This is a genomic window from Pseudomonas sp. DP-17, assembly GCF_022380625.1.
Taxonomy (GTDB): domain Bacteria; phylum Pseudomonadota; class Gammaproteobacteria; order Pseudomonadales; family Pseudomonadaceae; genus Pseudomonas; species Pseudomonas nitroreducens_A.
In genome coordinates, this window is record NZ_JAKSXG010000009.1 from 246,227 (window position 1) to 262,090 (window position 15,864).

The following is a 15,864-nucleotide window of genomic DNA, read 5'->3' on the forward strand; positions in this document are numbered from 1 at the left end:
CACGCCTCAGCCAAAAGGAAATTCGATGCACGCGGATCTGGTTATCGTCGGGGCGGGAATGGTCGGCAGCGCGCTGGCCCTGGCCCTGGAAGGCAGCGGGCTGGACATCCTGCTGCTGGACGGCTCGCCGCTGAGCGTCACGCCGTTCGACCGCGAAGCACCGTTCGAGCCGCGCGTCAGTGCGCTGTCCGAGGCCAGCCGGCGCATCCTCCAGCGCCTGCATGCGTGGGACGGCATCGCCGCGCGTCGTGCCGAGCCCTACCGCGAGATGCGGGTGTGGGACGGCTCCGGTACCGGGCAGATCCACTTCAGCGCCGCCAGCGTGCATGCCGAGATGCTCGGGCATATCGTCGAGAACCGCGTGGTACAGGATGCCCTGCTGGAGCGCCTGCACGACTCCGCCCTGGGCCTGCTGCCCAACGCTCGCCTGGAGCAGCTGCGCCACTCTGGCGACGACTGGCTGCTGACCCTCTCCGACGGCCGCGAGGTCCGCACGCCGCTGGTGGTCGCCGCCGACGGCGCCAACTCCGCGGTGCGCCGCCTGGCTGGCTGTGCCACCCGCGAGTGGGATTACCTGCACCATGCCATCGTCACCAGCGTGCGCTGCGAGAAGCCGCACCAGGCCACCGCCTGGCAGCGTTTCACCGACGACGGCCCGCTGGCCTTCCTGCCGCTGGCAAAGGAAGGCGATGCGCACTGGTGCTCGATCGTCTGGTCGACCACTCCCGAGCAGGCCGAGAAGCTCATGGCGCTGGACGACGAAGGTTTCTGCAAGGCCCTGGGCCTCGCCTTCGAGCACCGTCTGGGCGCCATCGAGCACGCCGACCGCCGCCTGTGCATCCCGCTGCGCCAGCGCCATGCCAAGCGGTACGTGGAGCCGGGGCTTGTGCTGATCGGCGATGCCGCGCACACCATCCACCCGCTGGCCGGGCAGGGCGTGAACCTGGGCTTCCTGGATGCGGCGGTGCTTGCCGAAGTGATCGAGCACGCCCACGCCCGTGGCGAGAATATCGCCGAGGAACGTGTGCTGAGCCGCTACGAACGTCGGCGTATGCCCCACAACCTGGCGATGATGGCAGCGATGGAAGGCTTCCAGCGCCTGTTCCAGGCCGACCCGCTTTCGCTGCGCTGGCTGCGTAACGCCGGGCTGCGGCTGGTGGACAAGCACCATGAGGCCAAGGGCATATTCGTGCGCCAGGCATTGGGGCTATCCGGGGATTTGCCGGAGTTGGCGCGGGTTTGACTGGGTAGTTCGCGCGGCGGATTGCCCTCTCCCTGAAGGGAGAGGGCGGGGGAGAGGGGCTCTTGCTCCGCCCCCACGCTATCCTGCGACCCCAAACCACACCCTCCCGAAATACCCCGACACAAACGCGCAGCTCGATAGCAAATGAGGTTCCTTATCATTTGCAGGATTTCTTCCCCGCAAAGGACACGCTCATGCTCGTGCGCAAAGGTCTTCTCGCCACCCTCCTGCTGGCCGCCCTCGGTAGCACTGCCCAGGCCGCCGACGAGGTGGTGGTCTACTCCTCGCGCATCGACGAGCTGATCAAGCCGGTATTCGATGCCTACACCGAGAAGACCGGGGTGAAGATCAAGTTCATTACCGACAAGGAAGCGCCGCTGATGGCGCGGATCAAGGCCGAAGGCGCCAACACCCCGGCCGACCTGCTGCTCACCGTCGATGCGGGCAACCTCTGGCAGGCCGAGAAGATGGGCATCCTGCAGCCCTTCGATTCTCCGACCCTGGATGCCAACATCCCGCCGCAGTACCGCTCCGGCACCGACAGCTGGACCGGCCTGTCACTGCGCGCGCGCACCATCGCCTATTCGACCCAGCGGGTGAAGCCCGAGGAACTGTCGACCTACGAAGAGCTGGCCGACGCGAAGTGGGAAGGCCGCCTGTGCCTGCGCACCGCGAAGAAGGTCTATAACCAGTCGCTGACCGCCACCCTGATCGAGACCCATGGTGCCGAGAAGACCGAGGAAATCCTCAAGGGCTGGGTGAACAACCTGGCGACCGACGTGTTCTCCGACGACAACGCGCTGCTACAGGCCATTGCCGCCGGCCAGTGCGACGTCGGCATCGTCAACACCTACTACTACGGCCGCATGCACAAGGACAATCCGCAGCTGCCGGTGAAGCTGTTCTGGCCGAACCAGGGCGACCGCGGCGTGCACGTCAACCTGTCGGGCATCGGCCTGACCCGGTACGCACCGCACCCGGAAGCCGCGAAGAAGCTGGTGGAGTGGATGACCGGGCCGGACGCCCAGTCGCTGTTCGCCGGCATCAACCAGGAGTTCCCGGCCAACCCGAAGGTGGCGCCGTCGCAGGAAGTGGCGGCCTGGGGCGAATTCAAGGCCGACAGTATTCCGGTGGAAATCGCCGGCAAGCGCCAGGCCGAAGCGATCAAGCTGATGGATCGCGCCGGCTGGAACTGAGCTGATCCCGGCGCCCTTAACGGACGCCGGTATCGTCCGCGTGGCTGACGGAAAGTGCCTTGCCGTCGCCGCCGAGCAGACAGACGAATTCGCCGTCAGACTGCTCGCCCCGGCGCAATTGCGCCACCAGTCGCTTGCTCGCCGGCTTGCCGTCCACCTGCCCTTCGTAGGCTTCCTCGCGGATCGAGCCCGGCTCGATCCAGGTCTGTTGCCAGCGCTCTTGCAGCTTCGGGTCCGCGGCAACCTTGCCGACGGCCATGGCCAGGCAGGATTCGAAGGGGGTGGTTTCGTCGGCCAGGGCCAGGCTGCAGAGCGGCAATAGCAGCAGGCCGGACAGGCGGCGGAGTGACGACATGGGACTTTTTCCTTGGGGACGGCGGTGGCAGAGTGGCCGATTCGACCGCTGCAGGTTGCGCTTTATCCCTGCCGATTGGGGATCAGGCGAATTTGATTTGAATTAGGGATGTTTCCGACGACAACTCGGCGGCACTTCCCACGACCACCTTGATGCCCTGGAAACACGCAACGCATGCGCACCAACCGCTGGTACCCCATCACTTTCGCTGTCGCCGCGCTGGTCCTGCTGCCCATCAGTGTCCTGCTGCTGAGCTGGGCGGAGATCGACCGCGAGATCTGGTCGCACCTGTGGGAAACCCAGATGGCCCGGCTATTGGGAAATACCCTGGTGCTGGTGGCTGGCGTCGGCGTCGGCGTGACCGTACTGGGCGTCAGCCTCGCCTGGCTTACCAGCCTCTGCGAGTTCCCCGGTCGACGCTGGCTGGACTGGGCGCTGATGCTGCCCTTCGCGGTGCCGGCCTATGTGCTGGCGTTCGTCTTCGTCGGTCTGCTGGACTTCTCCGGCCCCGTGCAGACGCTGCTGCGCGAAGGGTTCGGCAGCGGCCTGCGGCTGCCACGCGTGCGCTCCACCGGCGGCGTGGTCACGGTGCTGGTCCTGGTCTTCTATCCGTACGTCTACCTGCTCGCGCGCACCGCCTTCCTGGCGCAGGGACGCGGCCTCATGGAAGCGGCGCGGGTGCTCGGGCTGTCGCCGCTGGCCGCCTTCTGGCGCGTTGCCCTGCCCATGGCTCGGCCGGCCATCGGCGCCGGGCTGGCGCTGGCAATCATGGAGACACTGGCGGATTTCGGCACCGTCTCGGTGTTCAATTTCGATACCTTCACCACCGCCGTCTACAAGACCTGGTACGGCTTCTACAGCCTCTCCAGCGCCACTCAACTGGCCAGCCTGCTGCTGTTGTTCGTCATGCTGGTGCTGCTGGGCGAGCGCTACAGCCGCGGCCGCAGCGGGGTGCCCAACGAGCGCCCGCGCGGCGCTGCGCTATACCGGCTGCGCGGCTGGAAGGCATTCGCCGCCAGCGCCTGGTGCCTGCTGGTGTTCGCCTGCGCCTTCGTCATCCCTGTGCTGCAGCTGCTGGTCTGGGTCTGGCAGAAGGGCCGCTTCGACCTCGACGAGCGCTACTGGGGCCTGATCCTGCACAGCCTCTACCTTGGCGGCTTGGCGGCTGTGCTGACGGTGGCGGTAGCGCTGCTGCTGGCCTTCGCACGGCGCCTGTCGCCGACGCCGGCGGTACGCTCGGCCGTGGGTATCTCCAACCTCGGCTATGCGCTACCCGGCTCGGTGCTGGCGGTGGCGATCATGCTGGCCTTCAGTTGGCTGGACAATCACGCGGTGATCCCAGTTTCCAGCGCCCTGGGCGGCGCCGGCAAGCCGCTGCTGCTGGGCAGCCTCGGGGCGCTGCTGGTGGCCTACCTGATCCGTTTCATGGCGGTGGCCTACAACCCGCTGGAAGGCGCGCTGGCGAGGATTCGTCCGTCGCTGCCGGAAGCTTCCCGCAGCCTGGGTGTCGGCGGTGCCGGCCTGTTCTTCCGTGTCTACCTGCCGTTGCTGCTGCCGGGTGCGCTGAGCGCTGCGCTGCTGGTTTTCGTCGATGTACTCAAGGAGATGCCGGCGACCTTGCTGATGCGCCCGTTCGGCTGGGACACCCTGGCTGTGCGCGTCTTCGAGATGACCAGCGAAGGCGAATGGGCCCGCGCCGCGTTGCCGGCGCTGACGCTGGTGCTGGTGGGGCTGTTCCCGGTGATCGGCCTGATCCGTCGATCCGCGCGCCAGAGCGGTTCTTCGCGGCCCTGAGAATCGGCCGTCGGACAAGCTGTCCAGAGTCCTGTCATGCGACTACAATGCGCGCGTTTCGTGCGGGCCGTACTCGCGCTCCGCACCCGCCTCGCCCGGAAGGAGAACACCCATGGGACAGCGCACGCCGCTCTATGATTTGCACGTCGCCCTCGGCGCCAAGATCGTCGACTTCGGCGGTTGGGACATGCCGTTGCACTACGGTTCGCAAGTCGAAGAGCACCACCAGGTACGCCGCGATTGCGGCGTGTTCGACGTTTCCCACATGACCGTGGTCGACGTCACCGGTCCGCAGGCCAAGGAATACCTGCAGCGACTCCTGGCCAACGATGTCGAACGACTGCAGGTTCCGGGCAAGGCGCTGTACAGCGGCATGCTCAACGAACGCGGCGGGGTGGTCGACGACCTGATCGTCTACCTTGGCGTGTACGGCTACCGCGTGGTGGTCAACGCCTCCACCCGCGACAAGGACATGGCCTGGATGCAGGCCCACACCGAAGGCTTCGACGTTACCCTGACCGAGCGCGCGGACCTCGCGATGCTGGCCGTGCAGGGGCCGAACGCCCGCGAGAAGACCGCCGAACTGGTCACGCCCTCGCGCGCCGCACTGATCCGTGAACTCAAGCCCTTCCAGGGCAAGGCCGACGGTGACTGGTTCATTGCCCGCACCGGCTATACCGGCGAGGACGGCCTGGAGATCATGCTGCCGGCCGTCGAGGCACAAGGTTTCCTCAACGACCTGGTCGGCGCCGGCATCGCCCCCGCAGGCCTGGGTGCGCGCGATACCCTGCGCCTGGAAGCCGGGATGAACCTCTACGGCCAGGACATGGACGAGGACGTCACCCCGCTGGCCGCCAACATGGGCTGGACCATCGCCTGGGAGCCCGAAGGCCGCGACTTCATCGGCCGCGCGGCGCTGCAAGCGCAGAAAGCCGCCGGCGATGCGCCCAAGCTGGTCGGCCTGGTGCTGGAAGAGCGCGGCGTGCTGCGCGCCCACCAGGTGGTCCGCGTCGCCGGTGTCGGCGAAGGCGAGATCACCAGCGGCAGCTTCTCCCCGACGCTCGGCAAGTCCATCGCCCTGGCCCGCGTGCCGGCGGCCACCGGCGACCGCGCCGAAGTGGAAATCCGCGGCAAGTGGTACCCGGTGCGCGTCGTTCAGCCGAATTTCGTGCGTCATGGCAAAGCCCTGATCTAAATTGCATGATCTAACTTAGAAGAGGGCGGTACCGCCGCCCCTCGCCCAGTCCCCGAGGAACAACAAGATGAGCAATATCCCCGCCGACCTGCGTTACGCCGCCAGCCACGAGTGGGCGCGCCTGGAAGCCGACGGTAGCGTGACCGTGGGCATCTCCGACCATGCCCAGGAAGCCCTGGGCGACGTGGTCTTCGTCGAACTGCCGGAGGTGGGCAAGACCCTCGCCGCCGGCCAGGAAGCCGGTGTGGTCGAGTCGGTGAAAGCCGCCTCGGACATCTACGCGCCGGTGGGCGGCGAAGTCATCGCCGTCAACGACGTGCTGGCCGATACCCCCGAAGAAGTGAACAACGACCCGTACGGTTCCTGGTTCTTCAAGCTCAAGCCGAGCAACCCGGCCGAGCTGGACAAGCTCCTCGACGCCGCCGGCTACCGCGCTGCCAGCGACGCCGACGCGTAAGACACTGCTGTAAACACAGGCCTCGACTCGTCGGGGCCTGTTCTTTTTACGGACCGATAACGGACCGACTTTTCGAGACCGTGGCCATGTCGAACACCCCTTCGCTTTCCCAGCTGCACCAGCCTGATGCCTTCCTCGCCCGTCACCTGGGCCCCGATTCCGCCGAGCAGCAAGCCATGCTCGACACCCTCGGGCTCGGCAACCGCGACGACCTGATCGTGCAGACGGTGCCGCCGGCGATCCGCCTGAACCGGCCGCTGGACCTGCCGACCGCCCTCGACGAGCAGGGCGCGCTGGCGAAACTGAAGGGCTATGCGCAGAAGAACGAGCTGTGGACCAGCCTGATCGGCACCGGCTACTACGGCACCCTGACCCCGACCGTGATCCTGCGCAACGTGCTGGAGAACCCCGGCTGGTACACCGCCTACACCCCGTACCAGCCGGAGATCGCCCAGGGCCGTCTCGAATCCCTGCTGAACTTCCAGCAGATGACCATCGACCTCACCGGCCTTGATCTCGCCAGCGCCTCGCTGCTGGACGAAGCCACCGCCGCCGCCGAGGCCATGGCCCTGGCCAAGCGTGTCGCCAAGGCGAAGAGCAACCTGTTCTTCGTCGACGCCCATTGCCACCCGCAGACCATTTCCGTGGTGCAGACCCGCGCCGAAGCCTTCGGTTTCGACGTGGTAGTCGACGAGGTGGACAACCTCGGCCAGCACGCAGTGTTCGGCGCGCTGCTGCAATATCCGGACACCCGTGGTGAAATCCGCGACCTGCGCTCGGTGATCGACGCGCTGCACGCCCAGCAGGCCATCGCCTGCGTGGCCAGCGACCTGCTCGCGCTGCTGCTGCTCACCCCGCCGGGCGAGCTGGGTGCCGACGTGGTGCTGGGCAGCGCGCAGCGCTTCGGCGTGCCGATGGGCTACGGCGGCCCGCACGCGGCCTTCTTCGCCTGCCGTGACGACTACAAGCGCGCCATGCCGGGCCGCATCATCGGCGTGTCCAAGGACGCCCGTGGCAACACCGCGCTGCGCATGGCGCTGCAGACCCGCGAGCAGCACATCCGTCGCGAGAAGGCCAACTCCAACGTCTGCACCTCGCAGGTGCTGCTGGCCAACATCGCCAGCCTGTACGCCGTCTACCACGGCCCGCAGGGCCTCAAGCGCATTGCCCAGCGCGTGCACCGCCTGACTGCCGTGCTCGCCGCCGGCCTGACTGCCAAGGGCGTTAAGGTCGTCAACCAACACTTCTTCGACACCCTGACTCTGGACGTCGGCGCACAGCAGCAGGCCATCGTCGAGCGCGCCCGCGCCGCCCGCGTGAACCTGCGCATCGTCGGCGAGGACCGCCTGGGCGTGAGCCTGGACGAAACCACCAGTGCCGGGACCCTCGCCAGCCTGTTCGACATCCTGCTGGGTGCCGGCCACGGCCTGGAGGTGGCGCAGCTCGACGCCGGCCAGGTCGCCGACGGCATTCCCGCCGCCCTGCAACGCAGCAGCGACTACCTGACCCACCCGGTGTTCAACCGCCACCACAGCGAAACCGAGATGCTGCGCTACCTGCGCCAGCTCGAAGGCAAGGACCTGGCGCTCAACCAGTCGATGATCCCGCTGGGCTCCTGCACCATGAAGCTCAACGCCACCAGCGAGATGATCCCGATCACCTGGCCGGAATTCGCCAGCCTGCACCCCTTCGTGCCGCGCGAGCAGGCCGAAGGCTATCGCCTGATGATCGAAGAGCTGGAAAGCTGGCTCTGCGCGATCACCGGCTTCGACGCCATCTGCATGCAGCCCAACTCCGGCGCCCAGGGCGAATACGCCGGCCTGCTGGCGATCCGCAAGTACCACGAGAGCCGGGGCGATGCGCACCGCAACATCTGCCTGATCCCGTCCTCGGCTCACGGCACCAACCCGGCTTCGGCGATCATGGCGAGCATGCGCGTGGTCATCGTCGAGTGCGACAAGGGTGGCAACGTCGATCTGGAGGACCTGAAGCGCAAGGCGGCTGAAGCCGGCGAGCAGCTGTCCTGCCTGATGATTACCTACCCGTCGACCCACGGCGTATACGAGGAAGGCATTCGCGAGATCTGCGAGGTTATCCACAGCCACGGCGGCCAGGTCTACATGGACGGCGCCAACCTCAACGCCCAGGTCGGCCTCGCGCGTCCGGCGGACATCGGCGCCGACGTGTCGCACATGAACCTGCACAAGACCTTCTGCATTCCCCACGGCGGTGGCGGCCCGGGCATGGGCCCGATTGGCGTGAAGAAGCACCTCGCGCCCTTCGTCGCCAACCACCCGGTGATCCGCATCGAAGGCCCGAACCCGCTCAACGGCGCAGTGAGCGCCGCGCCCTGGGGCAGCGCCAGCATCCTGCCGATCAGCTGGATGTACATCGCCATGATGGGCCCGCAACTGGCGGACGCCACCGAGGTGGCGATCCTCAATGCCAACTACCTGGCCCAGCAGCTCGACGGTGCCTTCCCGGTGCTCTACCGCGGCCGCAACGAGCGCGTCGCCCACGAATGCATCCTCGACCTGCGTCCGCTCAAGGCGCAGACCGGGATCAGCGAGGAAGACGTGGCCAAGCGCCTGATGGACTACGGCTTCCACGCGCCGACCATGTCCTTCCCGGTGCCCGGCACGCTGATGGTGGAGCCCACCGAGAGCGAGTCCAAGCATGAGCTGGACCGCTTCATCGAGGCGATGCTGTCGATCCGCGCGGAGATCGCCAAGGTCGAGACCGGCGAGTGGCCGGCCGAGGACAACCCGCTCAAGCGTGCGCCGCATACCCTGGCGGACGTCACCGGGCTGTGGGACCGTCCGTATCAGATCGCCGAAGCGGTCACTCCGACCGAGCACACCCGTGCCTTCAAGTACTGGCCGGCGGTGAACCGCGTGGACAACGTCTACGGCGACCGCAACCTGTTCTGCGCCTGCGTTCCGGTGGATGATTACCGCGAGTGAATGCTGCGCTGAAGTAAGTGCAGCGCCGAACTGAAAAAGCCGCCTTCGGGCGGCTTTTTCATGGGGCTTTCGTAAGAGCGAGCCTGCTTGTGAACGGTTATTCCCGACAGTGCGAAGGCTGGGTTATGGCGTAGGGTGCATAACTCGAAAGGGGTAACCGCCGAACAACTTGCGGCAGATCTTGCGGCAGATAACGCTGGCGCGTTATGCAGCCCTACAGGCTGCGGGTTGCTGTCGATCTCGATGGATGCGTAGGAGCGGACTCCGTCCGCGATCGGCTCGCTGCCGCGCCAGACTCGTCGACGGAGCGGACGATGGGACATCGCGGACGGAGTCCCCCTACGGGTTAACGCCCATTTCGACGCGCAGGCAGGAGCGGCATGCGTCTTCGATGGGTTTCATGGCTCGCCGCAGCAGGGCTGGCTCGCGAGCCCGCGGCGAGCGCCACGGGCCACGCCGGTGGGTATCACTGGGCGGGTGCGTCATCGGGGCGGGTCAGGATGGCGTTGGCCAGCTCCATGTCGCTGCGGTCCTGCAGGGCAGCATCATCGCTGCGCAGGCGGGTGAGTGCGGCTTCCAGGTAGGGGCCGCGGATCGCGCCGTCACTGGCGACGAAGGCGCTCGCGTCGTCCTGGGCGGCGACGATCAGCTTGTCGTGCTTGAACGTCAGGTAGGTCGACGCGGTGGTGGCGCCGGACGAGATCACGTCACGCCAGAAGTCGCCGTCGGCCATGGCCGAGGCGGCGGGCAGGGCAATCAGGGCAAAGGCCGTGGCCAGTTTCGCGGTACGCATCGGGTACACCTTTCTGAAGGTCCGTGTACAGGTGAGAGGCGCTGCGGCTGGCTGGAGTTCCGCAATTTTACAGACGCGGTGCGCGAGCGGTCGCCCGCGCACCGCTTGGGATCAATGCTGGGCGGCGAGGATGGCCGAGGCCAGCTCGGCGTCGCTGGCTTGCGCAAGGCTCGGGTCGGCGCTGCGCATCCGTTGCAGTGTGGCTTCCAGGTAGGGACCGCGAATGGCGCCGTCGGTGGCGATGAAGCTGGCGGCATCGTCCTGCGCCGGGCCGATCAGCTTGTGATCGTCCCGGCTGGTCAGGTAGCTCGAGGCGGTGGTGGCGCCGGAGGTCAGGACGCCGCGCCAGAAGTCACGGTCTTCGGCCATGGCAGAGGCGAGGGGGAGCAGGGTGAGGGCTACGACAACGGAAGCAGAACGGCGACGCATGATGGATCCTTGAGTGATTTTGCGCCTCTCAGAGCGTCGGAAAATTCCGCGGTTCCCTCCTGTCGTCGGAAATGTCACTCGCGCTTTAGTGACGGATCGTCCGGATTCTGCTGCTCCAGCTCCGCCGTGAACTGCTGCACCTTCTGGAACTGCCCGGATTCGCGCAGGTAATCGATCAGTACCAGGCGCGCCGCGCGGTTGGCCGGGTGCTTCTGCAGCAGGGCCTCCAGCTCATGGCAGGCGCCGTCGCTGTCACCGGTGTCGTGCAGGGCGATAGCCAGTACGTAGCGCAATTGATCGTCGTCCGGAGCCAGGCGCACGGCCTCACGCAGTTCCTTGAGGGCCTGGGGACGATCACCCTGGCGGATCAGGGCGAGCCCCTTGATGTGGTGCAGCAGGCCCGATGTCGGGTATTGGCGCAGGCTGTCGTCCAGCAGCCGACGCGAATCGACGTCGCGGCCGGAGGCGCTCAGCCACTGGATCAGGGTCACCCTGGCCGGGATGAAGTCCGGGTTGCGCTGGAGCGCTGCGCGCAGTGCGGGCTCCACCTGGTCGGGGCGGTCGGTTTGCTGATAGAGCATGGCGAGGTTGAGATTAGCCTCGGCACGCTCTGCAAGGCTTTGCTGGACCTGCTCATATTCTTCGAGCCCCTTGCCCAGGCCGGCTCCGACGCTGGCGCGCACTGGCGGCGGGAGCTGCGCCAGTTGCCAGGCGGCGGCGATGCGCACGGCGCGGATCGGGTCGTTGAGCAGGGGCGCCAGCAGCATGGCCTGCTGCGGGGCACCCGCCAGCGCTGGCAGGGCTTCGACGGCGGCGTTGCGTACCAGCGGATCGACGTCTTTCAGGCTCAGGGCCACCAGCTCCAGCGAGCGCTGGCTGGGGTAGCTGGGCAGTTCGGCCAGCAGGGTCGCGCGACGGATCGCCGGCAGCTCGGGCGAGGCCAGCAGCAGGTGCAGCGCGCGGGAAGCGCCTGGCTTGCCGTTGAGCGCTTTCCACAGGGTGTCGTCGTAGCGCGGCGCCGGGTTGCTGGAGGCGTTGGGCTTGGCCGGCAACTCGCTGGCGAACCACTCGCGGAACGTTGCGCCCAGCTGCTTGGCCGGCATGTCGCGGTGGCAGGCCTGGCAGGCATCCGGGGCGCCAATGCGGCGGGCATGGACAGGGTCGGGTAGGGTGAAACCGTGGTCGTGACGGTAGTCGTTGACCATGTAGTAACGCCCCGGCATGTGGCAGGAGGTGCACTGCGCACCGGGCGTGCCGGGTTGGTGATGGGTGTGCTCGGGCGAGTCGTAGTTCTTCGCCTGCAGGCCCTTGCCGTCGATCTGCGGGCGCACCGGCTTGCCGGAGGTGTTGTGGCATTGCAGGCAGACGCCGTTGCCCGGCGCTTTCAGCTCGCCGCTGTGGGGGTTGTGGCAGTCGGTGCACTGCACGCCCTTGGCGAACATCCTGCTCTGGGTGAAGGAGCCCCACTCGAAGACCTCGTCCTTGATCTTGCCGTCGATCTCGTAGAGCTCGCGGGTCAGGGTGCTGGGCAGGTAGTCGTCCATGAAGCGGTGCTGGTTCTGGTAGCCGTCGGCCAGCGGCGCGCGGCGGGCGTGGCAGCGTGCGCAGGTCTCGACGACGGTGCTCTGGCTGGCGTTCTGCAGCGGCACATCGAAACCCTTGGCGGCGTTGCGGTCGGGCTTCTGCGCCCACTCCAGATGCTTCGACGCCGGCCCGTGACAGGCCTGGCAGCCGACGCCGAGGCTGTTCCAGTGGCTGGCGAAGCTGTCGGTCTTCGCGTCGTAATTGCGCTTGAAGCCCGTGGTGTGACACTCGATGCACATGAAGTTGGCGTTCTGTGCGGGCCGGGTCCAGTGCAGTTCGTCCTTGAAGTCGATGCGCTGGCCGGGCATCAACTGGAACCACTGGTGCTTGCGGCTATCCCAGGCGACGCCGAGGGCCTGCAGGCGGCCGCCGGGATACTCGAGCAGGTATTGCTGCAGCGGTTCGAAACCGAAGGTGTAGGCCACCTTGAAGTCCGCCGGTCTGCCGTCGGCGCCGGGGGTGTTGACCCAGTACTCGCCGTCCTTGCGGAAGAAGCGGCTGGTCTCGGTTTCACCCTTGAAGGTGACGTTTTCGAAGTCGCCCAGCACGTTGCCCTCGGTGGCTGTCTTCATCGCCTGCTGGTGATGGGAACCTTGCCAATCCTTGAGCTGCGTCTGGTGGCAGCCGCTGCAGGTGGATTCATCGACCAGCTGCGCAGGTTGCGCTGCCGGCGCCGAAGGCTTGGGGGCGGTGACCGGGATCGGTGGATGGCCGCTGGGCAGTTGCACGCCGCCGTCCTGTTCGACCCAGATCCACACCGCGATGGTTGCCAGGAGCAATAGCCCGGCGACGGCCGCAAGCCACGCGCGACGCAGGCCGGTCGGTCGAGCGGCGGCGGTAGAGGGGCGAGGCTTCCGGGGCTTGGCGGGCATGGACATCCGTTGTGCGGCGACTCCGTGGGTAACGGAGCTTCCGCGAGCAGGCGAAGGCTGTCAACGCGGGCCTTCCGTCTCCTCGTAGACGGAGGGCCCGCTGCCGGGCCAGGGCTAGGGTTGGCGAATCTCCGCGACCCTCGCGCTGTCGATCTTCACTTCGGGATTGCCGAACTGCGCGGTGAGGTAGTTCACCAGGGTGGCGATCTGTTCGTCGTTGAGTGTGCCGGCGAAGCCGGGCATGAACACGTCTTCGTTGCCCACCTTGCGGTGCACGCCGCCGAGTACCACCTGTACCAGGTTGTCCGGCTGCAGGGCGCCGACGGCGCTGTTCTTCAGCAGCATCGGATAGTAGCCATCCTTCACCCCTTCGCCGCTCCATGAATGGCAGCTGGCGCAATTGCCCAGGTAGAGACGCGCGCCGTCGTCTTTGTTTTGCGCCGCGAAGTCCTGGCCGCGCAGGGTGACCACGTCGTCCGCCGGCTGGCCCCAGGCAAAGCGCGCCTTGCGTTCGCCATCGCTGACCTCCGGGACACTGCGCAGGTAGCTGGCGATGGCCTGCAGGTCGGCGTCGGTCATGTACTGGAAGCTGTGTTCCACCGCTTCCGCCATGGGCCCGGCGGCCTGTGCCTTGCCCGGTACGCGGCCGGTCTTGAGGTACTGGACGATCTCCGCGTCGCTCCAGCCGCCGATGCCGCTGTGGGTATCGGGTGTGATGTTGAAGGCGTACCAGCCGCCCAGCGCGGCGCCGGCGAGGAAGCCGGTGCCTCGCTCGTCCGTGGCCTTTTCCTGGAACGCCATGCCGCGTGGGGTGTGGCAGGTGCCGCAGTGGGCCAGGCCCTGGACGAGGTAGGCGCCACGGTTCCAGGCCGGACTCTGCTTCGGGTTCGGCTGGTACACCGAGTCGTCGTGGAACAGCAGGTTCCAGATCGCCAGCGGCCAGCGCATGTCCAGCGGCCAGGCAATGTCGGAATCCTGGTTGGGTTGTGCCACGGCTTGCACGCCGCCTTCGAGGAACCAGGCGTAGAGCGCCTTCATGTCCTCGTCGTTGATTTTCGCGTAGGCGGTGTAGGGCATGGCCGGGTATAGCCGGCTGCCGCCCTTGGCTACGCCTTCGCGCACGGCGCGGGCGAAGTCGTCGTAGCTGTAGCTGCCGATGCCGGTCTTCGGGTCGGGGGTGATGTTGGTGGAGTACACCGCGCCCAGTGGCGTGGCCAGTGGCAGGCCGCCGGCGAAGGGCTTGCCGCCCGGCGCAGTGTGGCAGGCCGCGCAGTCGCCAGCGCGGGCCAGGTATTCGCCGCGTTGCAGCAGCTCCGCCGGCGCCGGGTCCAACGCCTTGGCGGCGTGGGAGGCCAGCGGCGCGGCCAGCAGGGCGAGCAGCAGGAATCGTTTCATGCCTGGGCCTCCCGCTTCAGGTGCTCGGCCAGGCGCAGGGCCAGGGCGGCGATGGTCAGGGTGCAATTCACCGAACCGACGGTGGGCATCACGCCACTGCTGGCGATGAACAGGTTGGGGTGATCGTGGCTGCGGCACTGCGTGTCCACCACCGAGTCCTTCGGGTCGGCGCCCATCAGTACGGTGCCGGTGATGTGGTTGTTGTTGGCGAAGTTGTCGACGAACTGGATGTCTTCGCCACCCAGCAACTCGGCCGCATGGGCGTAGACCTCGCGGGTATGCACGGCACTCTTGCGCACGTAGTCGTCCATCGCATAGGTGAATTCGGGCTTGGGAATGCCCACCGCGTCGCGCTCGGTGGCGCTGGGGACGATACGGTTCTCCGGGTGCGGGAGGATTTCGTGAAAACTGTCGAAGCGCACGAAACGCGCCGCGCGGTCGCGGATCTTCGCCTCCAGGTCGTGTCCCAGCAGCAGCGGTCCGTGGCGGATCAGCTCGGCGGCGACCTGGTCGGTGCGCGAGAGGTTGGACAGGTGGATCTTCTTCGACGCGTACTCGCTGCGGAAAGCGCCATCGCGGAAACCCACCATGGAGGTCATCTCCTGCGGGCCGCGTCCTGGCCAGAGCTTCTCGTCGGCGTAGAACTGCACGGCGGTGCCGGGGTGGTCCATGAGGTTGCGGCCGACCATGTCGGAGCTGTTGCCGACCTCGGACATCAGCATCAGCTTGGGTGTTTCGATGCCGTTGGCGGCGAGGATGAAGGTGTCGCCCTCGACCCTTACTTCATTACCCTGCGGGTCCTTGTACAGCGCCGTGACTATCCTGCCGCCGTCGCCTTTCTCCAGCTTGAACACCACGGCGTTGTCGATCAGCCGCGCGCCGGCGGCTTCGGCCTTCTCGACGTGGACAATGCCGTTGTACATGGCGCCGATGGGGCAGATCGGCATGCAGTTGTTGTTGCCGCAGCAGGTCGGGCGGCCATCGTAGGGGCGGCTGTTGCGCGCCACGGGTTCGGTGACCACGCGGTAGCCGTTGGCGTTCAGCAGCGTCTTGATGCGCTGCTCGTTCCACGACAGCGGCAGCGGAGGCATCGGGTAGGGCTGGCTGCGCGGCGAGTCGAGTTCCTCGTCGCCCGGCCCCCAGACGCCCAGTTCCTCCTCGGCGCGCTGGTACCAGGGCTCCAGCTCGCCATATTCGATGGGCCAGTCACGCCCCACACCGTAGAGGCTGCGCAGCTTGAAGTCGTTGGGCAAGAAGCGCCAGGCGGACGCCGCCCAGTGCCAGGTGGTGCCGCCCACGGCGCGGATGTACTGCACGTCGTAGGGGTGTTCGCCCTTCTGGATCAGGTAGTGGTTGTCCGGCTTGAACTGCGGGTGCGGCGCATGCGGGCTGGACGGATAGGGCGCCTGGTTGTCGGACTTGTCCGCCTGGTTGCGGAAGCGCTCGACGATTTCCCAGCGGCCCATGCGCGGGCCAGCTTCGAGAATGAGCACGTCCTTGCCGGCCAGGGCCAGTTGGTGAGCGACCAGTGCGCCGGCCACGCCGGAGCCGACCACCACGAAATCCGCACGTTGAGTCTGCGCCATCT

At 67.0% G+C, this 15,864-nt stretch carries 12 protein-coding genes; 6 read left to right on the forward strand and 6 right to left on the reverse strand.

Features of this window, described 5'->3' with window-relative positions; genetic code table 11:
* The first annotated feature begins 25 nt into the window (after positions 1 to 25).
* Positions 26 to 1,243 carry a 2-octaprenyl-3-methyl-6-methoxy-1,4-benzoquinol hydroxylase gene (locus tag MJ122_RS15625; protein WP_239744752.1) on the forward strand — a complete coding sequence of 406 codons (1,218 nt, stop codon included), beginning with the start codon at positions 26 to 28 and terminating at the stop codon, positions 1,241 to 1,243.
* A gap of 194 nt (positions 1,244 to 1,437) precedes the next feature.
* Positions 1,438 to 2,439 carry an extracellular solute-binding protein gene (locus MJ122_RS15630; RefSeq protein ID WP_239744753.1) on the forward strand — a complete coding sequence of 334 codons (1,002 nt, stop codon included), beginning with the start codon at positions 1,438 to 1,440 and terminating at the stop codon, positions 2,437 to 2,439.
* Positions 2,440 to 2,455: 16 nt separating this feature from the next.
* Here the strand turns inward: MJ122_RS15630 and MJ122_RS15635 are convergent, their stop codons facing one another.
* Positions 2,456 to 2,794 carry a hypothetical protein gene (locus MJ122_RS15635; protein ID WP_088415906.1) on the reverse strand — a complete coding sequence of 113 codons (339 nt, stop codon included), beginning with the start codon at positions 2,792 to 2,794 and terminating at the stop codon, positions 2,456 to 2,458.
* A 174-nt stretch (positions 2,795 to 2,968) separates the two neighbouring features.
* On the opposite strand from MJ122_RS15635, the gene MJ122_RS15640 reads away from it, so the two are divergent.
* The 4 genes from MJ122_RS15640 (at position 2,969) to gcvP (ending at position 9,203) form a co-directional block, all read left to right on the forward strand.
* Positions 2,969 to 4,588 carry an iron ABC transporter permease gene (locus tag MJ122_RS15640; RefSeq protein WP_239744754.1) on the forward strand — a complete coding sequence of 540 codons (1,620 nt, stop codon included), beginning with the start codon at positions 2,969 to 2,971 and terminating at the stop codon, positions 4,586 to 4,588.
* A 112-nt stretch (positions 4,589 to 4,700) separates the two neighbouring features.
* Positions 4,701 to 5,783, forward strand: a complete 1,083-nt coding sequence (gene gcvT / locus MJ122_RS15645; protein WP_017521398.1) for a glycine cleavage system aminomethyltransferase GcvT — start codon at positions 4,701 to 4,703, stop codon at positions 5,781 to 5,783.
* A gap of 67 nt (positions 5,784 to 5,850) precedes the next feature.
* Positions 5,851 to 6,240, forward strand: a complete 390-nt coding sequence (gene gcvH / locus MJ122_RS15650) for a glycine cleavage system protein GcvH (RefSeq protein ID WP_017521399.1) — start codon at positions 5,851 to 5,853, stop codon at positions 6,238 to 6,240.
* A gap of 86 nt (positions 6,241 to 6,326) precedes the next feature.
* Positions 6,327 to 9,203, forward strand: coding sequence for an aminomethyl-transferring glycine dehydrogenase (gene gcvP, locus MJ122_RS15655; protein WP_239744755.1), 2,877 nt, complete (start codon positions 6,327 to 6,329; stop codon positions 9,201 to 9,203).
* 466 nt (positions 9,204 to 9,669) lie between these two features.
* On the opposite strand, the gene MJ122_RS15660 is transcribed toward gcvP, so the two are convergent.
* The 5 genes from MJ122_RS15660 to MJ122_RS15680 form a co-directional block, all read right to left on the reverse strand.
* Complete coding sequence (locus tag MJ122_RS15660; protein ID WP_017521402.1) at positions 9,670 to 9,996, reverse strand: DUF2388 domain-containing protein; 327 nt, start codon at positions 9,994 to 9,996, stop codon at positions 9,670 to 9,672.
* A gap of 111 nt (positions 9,997 to 10,107) precedes the next feature.
* On the reverse strand, positions 10,108 to 10,425 hold the full coding sequence (locus MJ122_RS15665) for a DUF2388 domain-containing protein (protein WP_088415910.1): 318 nt from the start codon (positions 10,423 to 10,425) through the stop codon (positions 10,108 to 10,110).
* Positions 10,426 to 10,499: 74 nt separating this feature from the next.
* Entirely contained in the window at positions 10,500 to 12,881 is a 2,382-nt protein-coding gene (locus tag MJ122_RS15670) for a tetratricopeptide repeat protein (RefSeq protein WP_345772978.1), read from the reverse strand.
* A 114-nt stretch (positions 12,882 to 12,995) separates the two neighbouring features.
* Complete coding sequence (locus MJ122_RS15675; RefSeq protein WP_239744757.1) at positions 12,996 to 14,276, reverse strand: cytochrome c; 1,281 nt, start codon at positions 14,274 to 14,276, stop codon at positions 12,996 to 12,998.
* A complete protein-coding gene (locus MJ122_RS15680; protein ID WP_239744758.1) occupies positions 14,273 to 15,862 on the reverse strand; it encodes a GMC family oxidoreductase in 1,590 nt (529 codons plus the stop codon). The genes MJ122_RS15675 and MJ122_RS15680 overlap by 4 nt, the downstream gene beginning before the upstream one ends.
* Positions 15,863 to 15,864 lie beyond the last annotated feature (2 nt).